The organism is Acidiphilium sp. PA, from assembly GCF_026191915.1.
Classification (GTDB): Bacteria; Pseudomonadota; Alphaproteobacteria; order Acetobacterales; family Acetobacteraceae; genus Acidiphilium.
In genome coordinates this window covers 39,765-54,362 of the sequence record NZ_JAIMBY010000020.1, presented here as the reverse complement: position 1 = coordinate 54,362, position 14,598 = coordinate 39,765, and the positions used below count along the sequence as shown (strand labels likewise).

Annotated in this window: 11 protein-coding genes and 1 pseudogene; 4 read left to right on the top strand and 8 right to left on the bottom strand. The window is 60.6% G+C overall.

Annotated elements, in window-relative coordinates; all coding sequences use genetic code 11:
- A pseudogene (locus AruPA_RS17660) lies at positions 1-121 on the top strand (IS1595 family transposase); the annotation flags it as partial.
- Here AruPA_RS17660 and AruPA_RS17655 read toward each other — a convergent pair.
- Both AruPA_RS17655 and AruPA_RS17650 read right to left on the bottom strand, forming a co-directional pair.
- Positions 118-1,755 (bottom strand): collagen-like protein, encoded by a 1,638-nt coding sequence (locus AruPA_RS17655; protein WP_265638073.1) that lies wholly within the window; start codon positions 1,753-1,755, stop codon positions 118-120. The pseudogene AruPA_RS17660 and the gene AruPA_RS17655 sit on opposite strands and share 4 nt — an antisense overlap.
- A 44-nt stretch (positions 1,756-1,799) precedes the next feature.
- Entirely contained in the window at positions 1,800-4,268 is a 2,469-nt protein-coding gene (locus AruPA_RS17650) for a right-handed parallel beta-helix repeat-containing protein (protein ID WP_265638072.1), read from the bottom strand.
- A 120-nt stretch (positions 4,269-4,388) separates the two neighbouring features.
- On the opposite strand from AruPA_RS17650, the gene AruPA_RS17645 reads away from it, so the two are divergent.
- A complete protein-coding gene (locus tag AruPA_RS17645) occupies positions 4,389-5,561 on the top strand; it encodes an IS4 family transposase (protein ID WP_265638071.1) in 1,173 nt (390 codons plus the stop codon).
- Here the strand turns inward: AruPA_RS17645 and AruPA_RS17640 are convergent.
- The 3 genes from AruPA_RS17640 to AruPA_RS17630 form a co-directional block, all read right to left on the bottom strand.
- Complete coding sequence (locus AruPA_RS17640) at positions 5,450-6,157, bottom strand: MFS transporter (protein ID WP_265638070.1); 708 nt, start codon at positions 6,155-6,157, stop codon at positions 5,450-5,452. The genes AruPA_RS17645 and AruPA_RS17640 overlap by 112 nt on opposite strands.
- Before the next feature lie 153 nt (positions 6,158-6,310).
- Entirely contained in the window at positions 6,311-7,123 is an 813-nt protein-coding gene (locus tag AruPA_RS17635; protein WP_408858920.1) for a transposase, read from the bottom strand.
- Positions 7,120-8,328: an IS256 family transposase gene (locus tag AruPA_RS17630; protein ID WP_265638069.1), complete on the bottom strand. Its 1,209-nt coding sequence runs from the start codon at positions 8,326-8,328 to the stop codon at positions 7,120-7,122. Before AruPA_RS17630 ends, AruPA_RS17635 begins: the two co-directional genes overlap by 4 nt.
- Before the next feature lie 687 nt (positions 8,329-9,015).
- On the opposite strand from AruPA_RS17630, the gene AruPA_RS17625 reads away from it, so the two are divergent.
- A complete protein-coding gene (locus tag AruPA_RS17625) occupies positions 9,016-9,495 on the top strand; it encodes a reverse transcriptase domain-containing protein (RefSeq protein ID WP_265638068.1) in 480 nt (159 codons plus the stop codon).
- Between the two features lie 359 nt (positions 9,496-9,854).
- On the opposite strand, the gene AruPA_RS17620 is transcribed toward AruPA_RS17625, so the two are convergent.
- On the bottom strand, positions 9,855-12,062 hold the full coding sequence (locus tag AruPA_RS17620; RefSeq protein WP_265638067.1) for a recombinase family protein: 2,208 nt from the start codon (positions 12,060-12,062) through the stop codon (positions 9,855-9,857).
- On the bottom strand, positions 12,055-12,225 hold the full coding sequence (locus AruPA_RS17615; protein ID WP_265638066.1) for a hypothetical protein: 171 nt from the start codon (positions 12,223-12,225) through the stop codon (positions 12,055-12,057). Before AruPA_RS17615 ends, AruPA_RS17620 begins: the two co-directional genes overlap by 8 nt.
- A gap of 336 nt (positions 12,226-12,561) precedes the next feature.
- Between AruPA_RS17615 and AruPA_RS17610 the strand changes: the two genes are divergently transcribed.
- A complete protein-coding gene (locus AruPA_RS17610; protein ID WP_265638065.1) occupies positions 12,562-13,407 on the top strand; it encodes a reverse transcriptase domain-containing protein in 846 nt (281 codons plus the stop codon).
- Between the two features lie 69 nt (positions 13,408-13,476).
- On the opposite strand, the gene AruPA_RS17605 is transcribed toward AruPA_RS17610, so the two are convergent.
- Complete coding sequence (locus tag AruPA_RS17605; protein WP_408858918.1) at positions 13,477-14,415, bottom strand: ISL3 family transposase; 939 nt, start codon at positions 14,413-14,415, stop codon at positions 13,477-13,479.
- Positions 14,416-14,598: the final 183 nt, after the last annotated feature.

Below are 14,598 nucleotides of genomic sequence, written 5' to 3'. Positions count from 1 at the left end.
TTATCCGTTCAACGCCTTCCGCTCGTTGCTCGGCATCGCGGGCGGCGCCGAGGCGCCAACCTATGCCCAGCTTTATTCGGGAGCATGGGTCCACCCCACATGTAGTGGGTGTCTGACTTAACCGGATAGGCACGGTTGATTGATCGAGTAATTGATCGAGGCAGCACTGGCTGAGACCACAATTGCGCCCGATACCACCTGAATACTTATATCATTTGTCTGTTCCGCCCAAACATAATATGTTCCGGCAGTAGAACCCGTCGGCAGAGACGCACTCCAACTTGCGCCGCTTACGTTTGCCGATACGTACGCTGTCGGCGCAACGGTCCTGCTCGTAGACAATCCGACCTGCACCGCCACACCAGACGGCGCCACTGTTCCGGTCACAGAAATCGCGCTACCAACCGTCACGGATGTCGCTAAGGTTCCGACTGTGATCGCCGCTGCCGTAATAGTAAACGGGGGACTTGTGCCAACCACTGCAGTGTTCGCGTGATCGCGTACCATGATGGTATATGTCCCGGCAGCCACTCCCGGGACCTGGAAGCTATACGACGTCGCATCGATCGTCGGCGTGACCGCTGCCGTCCAATGGCTTCCGTCAAATGAATAATCAAGCGCAGCCGGAGTATCATCGAACAAACCGCCACTCACAGTAAACGCTGTATTCGGCGCTGGCGCGGAGATCGCCGCAACCGTAATCGTCGGCGACGTCGGCGCCACACCGTTCCACCAAACGATCGAGCCTCCGGAGTAGGTCAGGCCGACAATATTAGCACTCGCGCCGGGCGGCAGCACGCTGCTACCTGTGCCAGAAACAATGCCGACACCCATCGTCACAATGCCCCCGGAAAGATTGATCACCCGGCACGAGAAACCACTGCCCATATTTGTGAAATTCGCGGATAAGACAAGGGGTTGACTCACCACCAGCACGCGCTGGTTATGGTTCGTCGCATCGAGCACGGTGTTTGAGGTCAACTCGACCACTCCCGCCCGCATGGTCGGAATTTTCTTGCCCACGTAAGTCCAGATCGCCGCAAAACTCTGACTCGCGAGTGCGTTACCACCCTGGGCGACCAGCAGCTGATCTGAATCCGAAGCCGGTCCAGCTGCAGGCAACTGATCGATCGTCTGTCCACCGATCAACTGCTGATAGGTAATCCATGCGTTGGCACCATTCTGCCAGATTGCGATGTAATCACTGCCCGCGATGGTGCTGGCGGCGTTATTGCTGCCCGGAGCGAGTAGCCCGGCGCCCGACGGTCCTACCGGCCCCGCAACACCTTGTGGTCCAGCCGCCCCAGCAGGTCCCTGAGGCCCGGCTGGCCCCGCAATCTCGCCTGCGGTCACGCTAAAAGTCCCGTTGGAATCGAGAGCAATCCCGGCACCTGCGCTGAACAAACCGCGCAACAAGCTCATTGGCAGACGACTTGGCGCTCCCGCGGCGTTTACAACGACTTCGGCGTCGGTCGAGAAACTACCGAGCAAGCCGAAACCCAAATGATCTGTCCCGTTCGCCTGGAGCGTAGTAGCCGCTAGCGCCAGTCCCGCACCCAGCGAAAGGGCCTCCGGCATCCCAGTGCCGGCGCTCGCCCTACCCAGCACGTCGCCGGTCGGCAGCACAATCTCGGTCTGCAGACCCGCGGTGATCTGATCGACCGATGCAGCATAGAGCGTGCCATCTTGAGATAACGGCAAGAGATCGGTAAGCCCAACGGTAGTGGCTGTAGGAAGCTGTGGTATCGTGGTCATAGGAAAAATCCTTGTCGACGGTTCGGAACCAATCGGCCGAAAGCTTAAGCGACCGCTACCCACCCGGTAGTATCTGTCGCAGTCTGTTTAATCCAAAACGTCGCGTTTATGCCGCCATCCAGATTCCTGTAGCTGGAGCCTGGTGCAGCCGAGACAACGCCGGCCGGCGAGCCACGCCCGATCAAGGTCACGCATCCGGTCGGCTCGGTGGTCGAAATTAAGCGTACCCCGCCACCTGCGGCCGGACAAAGCTTCACATCACCAGCCCGACTCTGAAACGTCACGCTGCCATCGCCGTCCGGCGAAACGTAATCCGATTGCATGAACCGCGTGGCCTGCCATGCGCCAGCTTCCCCTGCCCATTCGATCGTCGCACCAGTTGGCACCGTAATCGGGGCGCCCGTCCAATTCTCCTGGGCCGGTGCGCTACCGGCTGCAGCAAATCCAATCGGCGCGATGCAATGAGCCGCTAGCCGCCGACCCTGCACCACCGGCAAGCCAACTTGAACCGATATTGTCGCTCCGCTGCCATCGCCGCTGATCACCGCTGCAGTGCCCGCGCCATAACCACTACCCGCATTCGTAATAGTGACCCCAATGATTACACCACCGGCGATCCACGCCTGAGCACTAGCTCCGCTACCAGTTCCTGTAATCAATACCGTTGCATTACTGTAATTTGATCCACCGTTATTTACCTTGATAAAACTAATCTGTCCCGACGTCATAACTGCCGTCGCACTCAGTATACTTTCAACGAGACCTATACTTTGTGATACCGTGATACGATCGATCAGATCGGGAAATACCAGGGTATTTATGCCACCCACATTTGTAGGGTTCACTGCGAACGAGTTAGCATAATTTAGTATGTTGCCATGTAGAAGCAGAGAATCAGTATAAGGGAGCAACGCATTAAGTGGACTACCCGTTGTACCCGACGACACGATGTTATCCGCGACTACGACACGCTGGGGTGCATCGCGCAACACGATCCCGGATCCCCCCGCGCCATAGCATACATAATTACCTTGAATTGATAAATTATTACAGCTTATTCCAAAATTATTACCCCGTCCGTCAGATTCAACATTCAGGGCCATGATGCCCGCAACGCAATCCTGAACGTAATTGCCCCGAACCACACAGTTTTGAGATCCACCGATACCGATCCCAATGGTCGGTCCATCGATATAGTTACCGGTCAGTTCGACATAGATCGACCCACCCGCATCGATCCCAAAACCGCCGGAACCCGTGATCATGTTGTCGGCAATCCGGCAGTAACCGGTGTTGGCTAGCATGCCGCCACCGGCCGGCCCATTATTGACAATCAAATTCCCTGATACGAGAATATTTCTTCCGGATATCGAAATTCCATAATTTGTGTTGTCAAATACACAGTTATTCGCAACGAGTCCGCCAAGAACATCGGGGTTGGCATTGCCGTAAACGCCAGGCTCGGTGTTCGTCGCATTGAAGTTACCGACTGATATTCCCGTCTGATTGTTCCAGCATGTATTGCCGACGATCTGAACATCCCTGATTTTCAAAACAAACGTCGGATCCTGGCTATCGACATATATCCCGTTACGCGCATTGCCATGGGCACGACATGTGGTCACTGCGACCGAATCGCAAGCGGCTACCCACATGCCATCTACCGCGTTGGCGGTAAATTCGCAGTCATGGATATGGTGGCGGGTCAGTGTCGGGTCACTGGGCGCAATCGCGAGCCCCCAGCCGTAAATGGATCCCATGGCATTGCGAAACAACGAACGTGTGATGTTGGCGTTTGTACATGAAGCCTGCACCACCACGCCCCAGGTGTCAGCTGTCACCGCCCGATTGGCATCAAAAACGATTCCGTCGGCAAAGAATTGAATGGCCGCGACACTGATCCAGGCAGGATTGCTCGATGTTCCAGCCGCACTCTGCGCACCCCGGGTCAGGACCGTTGAGCCAGGAACGCCCAGCAACACGGCGCTGGCGCCACCGATATCGCATTCACCATCGATTCTGTACGTCTTCGGCCCCAATCGGACCGGGTTACCCGATGCCAGCGCAGCAATCAGCGCCGCGGCGTCATTGGTCACTCCGTCACCCACGGCGCCAAAATCCTCGATCGCGACGGCGTTGGCACCTATCGCTGCCAAGGTCCGCAACGCAGAAGCACCTGCCGCAATCGCCTCCAGCCCACCAGCTTGAATCCCGGGCACATCGGCCAGCCCCTGCATGAATGCCGCGTATGGCAATGCCTTATTCGTACCGCTTTGTGCGAGCGGGACCAGATCATTCGCACTGGGCGTCACACCCTCAGGTAGCCCGGAGATCGCAAAAGGCGCGGCCGCAGCTGAGAGAACTGTGCCGTTTAAGGTCAGATTAGCCCCGATGCTAATTGGAACCGGGCTTGCAACGCCTGGACCCACACCGCCGAGCAAGCTGCCTTGCGGCAATGCAAGTGCCTGCTGCATCCCCGCCAAAATCTGCGCCCGCGTTGCAGCGACGGTCACACCGTTTTGAAAGATCGGTAATTCATCTCAGGAATCCCCCCATTTTCCATAGGTCTAGGTATTGCGCCGATTCGCTGCGATTCTCTACCAAGCGTTGGAATGCATGGATGAGGGTGGATCATGGGAATTGCAGCATCGAAAAAGCGTGATGGTGGGCGGTTGAAGGACATCCGCGCATTCATTGACGAGTTGTATGCCCACGATCTCCACGCCAAACGCGTTGACTCCCTGTCTGCTGCGACACTGGGCGTGATGACCGGCGCGTCGCTCGCCGTCGCGATGATCGGTCAGGCGTTGGCACAGGCGCGCGGGCTGGTGACCAAGCACGCGATCAAGCAGGTTGATCGCATGCTCAGTAACGAGAGTATCGACGTCTGGGAAAGCTTCGCCCGTTGGGTACCGCATCTGGTGGGTTCGCAGACCGACATCGTCGTTGCCATGGACTGGACGGATTTCGACGGCGACGATCAGGCAACGTTGGCGCTCAACCTGGTGAGCAAGCATGGCCGGGCGATGCCTCTGTTGTGGCTGTCGATGTGGAAAGAGGAATTGAAAGATCAGCGCAACGCCATCGAGGATACTTGCCTGCGCCGCCTGTCGGAGGTTGTCCCGCCCGGCTGCCGCGTGACCATCCTGGCCGACCGCGGCTTCGGTGACCACAAGCTGTTCGCGTATCTTACGGAGCTTGGCTTTGCCTATGTCATTCGCTTTCGTGGCAACATCCATGTCACCGATGCCGCAGGCGAGACGCGAACCGCGGCGGACTGGGTCGGCAAATCGGGCCGGGCGCGCAAACTGCGCGGTGCACGCGTCACCGCCTCGCACGCCTATCAGGTCGGTGCCGTGGTGTGCGTACACGCCCGTGACATGAAGGAGCCATGGTGCCTTGCGAGCAGTGACGCCGCGGCGTCTGCAGGGACATTGATCAAGCAATATTCCCGGCGCTGGACGATCGAACCCAGCTTCAGGGACGTCAAGGATTTGCGTTTTGGGATGGGGATGGCTGAGATCCGCATCGCCGAACCAGAGCGGCGCGATCGGCTGCTGCTCATCAGCGCGTTTGCGATGGCGCTGCTGACCATGCTCGGGACGGCAGGCGAGAGCCTGGGAATGGATCGACAGCTCAAGTCCAACACTTCGAAGACCCGCTCACACTCGTTGTTCCGTCAGGGGTGCATGCTCTATGAATTGATCCCGAACATGCCGAAGCACCGGCTACTGCCCCTGATGCGGCGGTTCACGGAAATGCTGCGCAGCAGCGGCATATTCGGCAATTCCATGCCGGCTACGTAATGAGGGGATGAGTGAGCTCGCGCGTCCCTGGATTTCGGATCCTTGACCCCGAACGCGATCCACAGGCCGGACCCGGCGACGAGCATCGCCGTCAGCCACATCGCCGGCCGAACCGCATCCGAAACCTGGGCCACGAGGCCGAGCAGGAGGGCGCCGATCGCATAGCCGGTGTCGCGCCAGTACCGATAGGTGCCGAGCGCCTTGCCGCGCCAGAGCGGTGGCGTCAGGTCCGACATCGCGGCGATCAGGTTGGGGTAGAGCAGCGCCATGCCGAGCCCCATGATTGCGGCGGCGACAAACCAGACGATCGGCACAGTGCCGAGTGCGGTCACGGCGATGCCGCCTGCGAGGAGCAGGAACCCCGCAACGATCGTTGGTTTGCGGCCGATCCGGTCGGCCAGATGCCCGGTCCAGAGCTGTGACAAGCCCCAGACCATCGCATACAGCCCGGTAATCCGGCCGATTTTGGCAAGTTTCAGCCCCTGTATGCGATAGAAGATCGGAAACAAGGCCCAGACCAGCGTGTCGGCGATCTTGTTTGCAACACCGCCCTGGCACAGAGCGCGATACTGCCTGTCGCGGAACGACACCAGCATGAACACGCGGCCCCATCCGGGCGGCGGCGTGGCGGCCGTGCCGGCCGGCTTGGCCGCGAGCGCCTCGGCACTTGTCAGTTTCCCTTAAAGGGCTCTGCCTCAATTCGTGTGATTTGGGTCGACTCTTGTCAGTTTCCCTTAAAGGGCTCTGCCTCAATTCGTGTGATTCGGCTCGACTCTGAAGGGCATCATTCGCGCGCGGAGCAAATCGACGCCCGCACGGCCGTACATCGCCCGTTTCAGCGTCTTCAGTCGGTTGATCTGACCTTCAGTCTGACCGTTGCTCCAGGTTTCGGTTATTGCATTGCCAACCGCCGCCAAATCTTGGCGCAACGTATGGACGAAGCGGCGAATACCATAAAGTGTTGAGCGGTCGGCGTCATGCAGCCAGACGGAGAGCTTTTCGACGTCGCCGCCGCGCAGAATGCCCCGGAAGCGCATGGCCAATGCTCTCATCGTGGCGAATGCGGGAGATATTGTCTTGAACGCATCCACTTTTGCCGCCTGGGCGTCCGTCAGCAAGCCGCGTGGCTTGACACACAATGCAGCGGCCACGATCGGCGAGACCAGATGTCCGGTCAATGGATCGATCAAATTGGGCGTTGCAGCCGTGGCGGCATCGACAGTGACTGGGCGCCCGGCACGGTGCCAACCCGCCAGAAGCCGACCCAGATGAGATAGGCTGCCGGTGTAGCCAAGGTCTCTGATCTCCAGCAGCAAGACCCGCCCGGACGTGCAACCCTCGGCCCAGCGTCGAGCAAGATGGTCGTGAAAACCGCTTGGTGTGTTTGGCTTCGGCGCCATCACGTTGCGCTCTGGCAGCGCATCGAGTTGCACCCATTTCGTAACGGTGCGCCGACTGAACTTCGTCTGGCGGACAATCGCGGTGATGCGGTGACCGGAAAGTTGGATCACGTCCGTCAACGTGGTGTAATTTGGTTGTGGGATAAGGTGGCCTTGGATCATTCTGCTGCGGTGGCGATCTGGGGTGGCATTATTTCGACGGTTGGCGGCGCGAGCTCTGCCATGGCTTCGGTCTGCATGTAGCGGTGTTGGGTTTGCCACTCGTCGTTTTGTTCGAGCAGAACGGCGCCGACGAGGCGGATGATCGACGCCTCGTTGGGGAAGATGCCAACGACGTCGGCGCGTCGCTTTACCTCCTTGTTCAGCCGTTCGATCGGGTTGGTGCTGTGGATCTTGACCCTGTGTTGTGCGGGGAAGTCCATGTGCGCGAGGACGTCGGTTTCGCTGTCGTCAATGAAGGCGGCGAGTTTTGGCCATTTGGCGCGGAGCTGGTCAGCGGTGTGGCGAAGCGTCTGGCTGGCGCTGGCGCGGTCCGGCTGGATGAACGCCTGGCGCAGGGCGGCGCAGACCATGCTCTGCTGGCCCTTGCCGACATAGGATTGGGCGTTGCGCATCCAGTGGACGCGGCAGCGCTGCCAGGATGCTCCCATGACGCGGCGGATCGCGGCTTTGAGGCCTTCATGCGCATCGGAGATGACGAGCTTGATGCCACGCAGACCGCGGCGCACCAAGCTCTTGAGGAAGGTTGCCCAGAAGGTTTCGGCTTCGGACGGTCCGATGTGCAGGCCGACGATCTCGCGCTTGCCATCGGTATTGGCGGCCACAGCGATTATTGCCGCGACTGAGACGATGCGACCCCCTTCGCGTTGCTTGAGATAGGTGGCATCGAGCCAGAGATAGGGCCAGTCGCCGATAAGGGGGCGGTCGAGGAAGGCGTTGACGCGGTCGTCGATATCTTTGCAGAGCTTGCTGACGGTGCTCTTGCTGATCCCAGTGAGCCCCATGGCTTGCACCAGATCATCGACGCGCCGGGTGGACACGCCGCTCACCCAGGCTTCTTGGATCACCGCAACGAGCGCTTTCTCGGAAGTTTTGCGGGGTTCGAGGAACGGCGGAAAGTAGCTGCCTTGCCGAAGCTTTGGGATGCGGAGTTGCAGGCTGCCGAGGCGGGTATCGAGGGTACGGTCGCGATAGCCATTGCGATAGGTGGTGCGCTCACCGGAGCGTTCATGCCGCCCGGCGCCGATCACACCTTCCACATCGGACTCCATCAACAGTTGCACCACCGCCTCCGCCACACTGCGCAGGAAATCGCCATCGCCAGCTTTGGAAAGAAGCTCGGCCAGGGGTAATCTGTCGTCGGTCATCGGGTCCTCATTCGGTTCGGGTTGAAGCTTCGCAACTCCACCTTAGCCGAACGATCCGATGGCCACCTCAACCCGGTCTGCGGGTGGGGTTGGCCCTTCCGGCCGGCTACGCCGACCTCCAGGCCCAACCCCACCCGCATCATTCAAACAATTTCCACCACGAGCGCGGAGTACGTCATGCCAAGCTGATGAATGCCTGTGAGTGAAAGTCTCATCCGGCTAGAGCCGTAGCGGGCAGGCCGGGACCGAGTCTTGCGGGCGTCGCGGTAACGCGGGGTCTGAAGTGTAGACAGGAGCCATGTGGGGTGCGGGATTGAGCCTCGAAATGTGGAAGATCGCGAAGGCCGAGTGTGTTCCAGCTCACGAAGGCAGTACGTGCGTTGTCGCTACGCGAGACAACGTCGCTTCGCCGGGGTCGAAGGCCGTATCACGCATGGAAAGCATTCATCGGAACATGAGAGGCCCGACCGGGTCCGCCAGATTGGTCTCTGGCGGGGGAGGGAGGCGAGGGAAAACCAGAGCCTCCCTTCGAGCTGAGGTCGGGAGTCGGACTGGTTCATAGTACCAATGACGCCGTCGAAGGAAACGAGATGCGCCGAGGGAAGGGGCCAGCCTGGAAGGAACCCGCGCGAGGGGAGCAGGGTCCGGACACAGAGCCGGGTCGCCATGCCATCCCACCTCGCAAGGGTGAACGCGGCGGCCCGTTCGGCCGTCCAGACCCGATTCACGGCCCTGTTGCATCACATTGACATCGAAGCGCTCGAACGGGCATTCCGGCGTCAGAAGCGGCAGGCCAGTGCGGGAGTCGATGGGATAACGGTATCGGACTACGAGCAGAACCTGGAGACAAATCTCCGGGACCTCTGCTCACGAGTCCATACTGGGCGCTACCGGCCGCAGCCGGTCCGGCGCGTCTATATCCCGAAAGCAGATGGCGGCCGGCGACCTCTCGGTGTCCCAACCCTGGAAGACAAGATCGTCCAGAGTGCGGTAGCCGAGGTGCTGAGCGCCATTTACGAAGTCGACTTCCTGGGGTTCTCCTACGGCTTCCGGCCGGGGCGCAACCCGCACCAGGCTCTGGCGTCGTTACACACGGCGATCATGAGCCAGCGCGTGAACTGGGTGCTCGATGCCGACATACGCAGCTTCTTGGATGCTGTTTCATAATGCCCTCAGGGTTTTTAAATAGCTCGGCACGGGTTGAGTAAGCTATTTATCTCATTGTTTATTATGGTGAATATGAGGTGGCGGATGTTAAATCCGTCGAGGCTCGTATTTCGCGTTACATCGTGCAAGAGATCGGTCGCGCCCGAAATCCTCGATGCGGGATCCCATTCTCCAGCTCGAATGGGTCGAAATCGCAGATCTCGCGCAAGGCGTCGGCCGTCACGCCGACGCTGAAGTCGGCTTTTTGGGGCGGCCAGCTTGGCTCTGTAGTGGGCTTGCCGCTCCGTGTGGTTCATAGTTCTTCTCGATAGGGGCTTTGGTCCTGGCTTCATGGCTGGCTTTGTCTCGCGATTGGGCCCTCAGGCGGGTTCAAAGAGGGTTGGTTGGCGATCTGGAAGCTTTAGTCTCAATCCGACTTTTCCGCCCTTGGTGACGTGGGCGGCTTGAATCTCGCCGCGCTTTACACGCTGCAACACCGTCTGACGGGTGACGCCAAGAGCACGGGTGGCCTCTTGCATGGTGATGAATCCGTCGCCGGCCGAGGCGGTGAAGCGTGCCTTCAGTGCCTCGGTCAGTCGGATTCGCCACGGTGCCCCCGGGGTCACCTGCTCGCCGGCGATCATGCCTTCATTCAGCCAACGATGCAGGGTCGAGGGCGCAACGTTCAACTCGGTCGCCGCTGCCGCGATCGTCATGACCTCGCCGACGCCGGCATCCGACTTGGGTTCAAAGCAGGGGATGCGCCAGTGGGTCCTGAGACTGCTGACCCTGTTGGCTTCGAACCGAAGGCCGCGCGCCGTTGTTCGGCCCTGTCGATTGAGTATGCCTGCGATGACAGTGTCCGGATAGAGCAAGGCCAAGCGGCGGACGAGGTCGACTGTTTCCTCATCGGTTTTGATGGTCGCAGGTCTAGACCGCGGCAAGGGCACGTCCACATCGGTGATTGCGCCGCCCTTCCAGCGCACAGTGAGGTGGGCGGCCGGTTCGTTGCGATCCACCGAGACAATCACCTCCTCGACGAGTGCCCGCAGGAGTTCCTTTCGATCGCGCGGCGTCGTTGTCGGCGCGTCCCAGACCGAAGCAAGGTCGGCTCCAACGGCGAGGAGGCGTCCCCGTTCTTCTTGGCTGAGAACGCGGGGCCTTTGCTCGAGCAGGCGGGCGAGGTCTTCGTTCGCTTTTTCCAGGTCGGCTAAGCGTTGCTCCCATTCGCGTTCGAGCCCGCGGGCGACAAGTCGGTTGTCGGGATCAACGGCGCGATAGCGCCGCTCCGCGCGCTTGGCCTCATAGGCGGCCCGCTCTGCGGCTTGCCGCCATTGCTTGAGTGTCGCCTCGTTGTCAGCCTCGAGTCTCTCAGCGGCGGCGAGCGTGGCCGCGAGCTTGGCGGGCTCGATCGCGGCGAGAAAGGTCTTGGCGAACGCTTGGTCAATCTGCACGCCGCCAACGGTGAGGCAGTAGCTTCCCCGACCCTCGACGATGATCTTCCCGGCGCAGTGATAGCCGGGGGCGGCGGTGCGCCCGCTATAATGAGTCTTCAAGCGCCGGCCACAATGTCCGCATGTGCCCAGGCTCTGTAAAAGCGCAGACCCTTCCCTCACGGCGCCGCCCGCCTTGTGCGGCGCTGGGCGCGTGTTGCCCGCCAGCCGGACCCGGTTGGCTTCAAAGGTTCGCCAGTCGATGTAGCCTTCATGGTGCTCCTTGATCAGCACTTGCCATTCAGACTGCGGCAAGTGTCGCATGCGTTTTTGGGGAACGCCAGATCCGTCGAGCTTGGTCTCCCGACGCGTTCGTCCATAAGCGTAAGCGCCCGCGTAGGCGGGGTTGCTCAAAACCTGATGGATCGCGTGGTAACTGGCGTCCACCCAAAGGATCTCCCACCCCTGGTGCATCCGAAGCGGTATGCGCAGCCCTTCGGATCGGAACCACAACCAAACGCGGCGAGCCGAGCCCGTCTCGGCGAAGCGGGAAAAGATCCTGGCGATCGTGGTCCTGACGGCTTCATCGGGATGAAACCTGACTTCGCCGTCAGCCTCGCCCCAGACCAGCCCGACGGGCAGGCCGCGCCGCAACTCGCCTCGGGCCGCCTTATTGCGGATCCCGCCGTTGAGACGCGCTCGAAGGACATAGAGTTCCGCTTCGCTCATCGTGCCCTTCAGTCCGAGCAGGAGGCGATCATTGAACAACGCGGGGTGATAAATCCCGTCGGCGTCGCCGATCAGCGTATTGGACAGACCGCACAGATCGATGAGTCGATACCAGTCAGCATTGTTGCGGGCCAATCGCGAGACCTCAAGCCCCAGAACAATACCCACGTGTCCGAGCGCGACCTCCGCGGTCAAGCGGGCGAAACCGGATCGCGCTACGGCTCCGGACCCTGAGAGGCCAAGATCTTCGTCGATGACAAGGACATCTTCTCCAGCCCATCCGAGATCGGTGGCCTTATTCACCAAGGCATACTGTCGGTCGGTCGACTCGCGGTTATTCTCAACCTGAGCGGCGCTGGACTGGCGCAGGTAGACGATGGCCACACGAGCCAGATGGCTCGACGTTATCTTCATGGCATCACTCATCGCCGCCCTCCGGGGCCGCTCTTGCGACCAACATTTGCGCAATCAGCCGTGAGAGAAGTGCCAGCGCGGCACCCTGAGCCCCGGGATCGATCTGTTCCCAAGGCCCCTTTGATGGTTCGTCCGGCTTCACTGCAATCTCGGGAAATGCCAACTCCAACTGCATGGTCGCCCTCCTGTTCGGGGGCCGACTCGGCGAGTCGGCTCAAAAGAGCGTCGACGACGACGCGCACCTTGAGCAAATCGCCGATCAAGCAAAGATTTTCGGGACCATCTGCACTTGCGGCCAGCGGGTCCGAAGGCTTGCTGTTCAAGCCGCCATTCCGGTCCGTCCATGCTGCGGGAATCAAAGTGCGGCTCCCGTCAGGCAAAATCACAAGAAACTCAGGGACACCCCGTCTTATGAGGCTCCGGATGACAAAGAGCTGACGCCCTTCAAATACATGCCGTTTACGAGTGACGACGATCGAATCCGTACCGTCTTGGTGATGGGTAGTCTGTCGTGTCTTCGTTTGACTCGGTTGACCACGAGTGGCTGTTGCGAATGCTGGCGCATAGAATAGCCGATCCTCGAATCCTCCGGCTGGTCCGGATGTGGCTCGAGGCCGGTATTCTGGAGAGCGATGAGTGGCGCGAGACTGACAGGGGAACGCCGCAAGGAGCGGGCATCAGCCCGCTGCTGGCCAACATCTTCCTGCATTACGTCCTCGATCTCTGGGTCCACCAGTGGCGCCGTCGGAACGCACGCGGTCGTGTCTCGATCGTACGCTACGCCGATGACTTCGTCATGGGCTTCGAGAGCGCGGCGGACGCACGGCGGATGCTGGCCGACCTCAAGGACCGGCTGGCCAAGTTCGGCCTGTCTCTCCACGAGGACAAGACGCGCCTGATCGAGTTTGGCCGTCTACCGGCCTTAACCCGGAAACAGCGCGGCGAGCGGCGTCCGGAAACCTTTGCCTTCCTTGGGTTCACCCACTATTGCGGGTGGACCCGGGACGGTCGGTTCATCGTCAAGCACAAGACACAGAGCAAGCGCTTGTCACGAAAGCTGACAGCGTTGCGCCAGGACGCGCGGCGGCACATGCATGCTCCTCTGGCGGAGCAGCACAACTGGTACGCCAGCGTGCTGCGAGGCCATTACGGCTACTATGGCATGCCGCATAACTGGCGCTCCCTCAACGGATTCCTGCAAGATGTCCGGCGGATATGGTTCAACTGCCTCAGGCGGCGGAGCCAGAAGAACCGACGGATGGGCTGGGATTGGTTCGAGGCTGTGACTTCAAGCTTGCCCTTGCCACAACCTCGAATCACTCATCCATGGACGCCACGAACGGCTCGCAGCCGGTGACTTCCAGGAAGAGCCGGGTGCGGGAAAGCCGCCTGCCCGGATCCGTGAGGGCGAAGCCGAATGGCCGAGCTACTCGACCACTAGCGAAAGTTGCAAAGCTTTGACCTGGTTGAACTTGTCCGTATTAACGGCCCTGCGGCCTATTGAACCCAGTTGCCGATGTTCTACCAACGCTGGCTGCCGCCCGTGACCAATCCATTCAGCGAGGATCACGGGCTCGGCCTCGGTAAGCGACGGCGAGGGTTGGCTGTTGGGCCGAGGCGCGCGGCTCAACTGCTGCTCGATCGCCTTCTGGAAGTTCTGCGGCAAGTGGAAGCGATCAGCCACCTGCTTGGCCTGCGGCGCGCCCCGGCGCGCGCCTTCCGCGTAGAGACCGGCGCGATCTCGGCTGACGATCTCAATACCGGGATGCTGCGCCAGCCAATGGCCGGTGGCCTCTGCCGAACGGTCAGGCAGCACGTCAACCACCTCGCGCCGTTCAAGGTCGACCATGATCGTCCCGTAGCGGAACCCCTTCTGCCAAGCCCAGTCATCTACCCCGACCACCCGCACCGTTGCTGCCTCGGCGGGCCCGCCAGCATGGCGCTTGAGATGGCGCAAAATCGTGTCATCACTCTGTGGCAGCCCCAGGCTAGCCATCAGGCGCTCTGCCGGACGACCGCCGGCGGCATGGCCGAAAAGCCTGGTCAAATCGGCCACCCGGCAGGTCCTTCGAGCAGACGGTACGGCGATTGTGGGAAGCCGATCGCTGAACGTCTTGCGCGCACACCCTTGTTTCTGACATCGCCATCGTGAAAGGCGCACGCGTAGCGTAACCGGCGTCCCCTGAGCCGGCAGGTCCTGCAGAAGGCGAACCTGCCAACCGTGACGCCGGCTAGATCGCACATCACATCCGGGACAACGAGCGCTTCCCCGTCCCACGGCCGAGACCGTCCAGCGCCCGTCGCGGCACTCCGACCCCAAGAGCTCGAGGCCAGATCCAAGCGCCCATTTTGTATTTTTGATCATGCCACATCAGCCCAGTCTCCGTTCCAGCCGTCAAGCAGCACCACGATCACACGAATTGAGGCAGAGCCATATTGGGTCTGTGGCCAGCTGCCGCTATCGCACGGTCCGCTGCATCTCGCGCTTCCGCTTGGCCAGGCTATGCCGATATCCAAGGCCAATCCGGCGATAGCGGTTCAGCCCGGA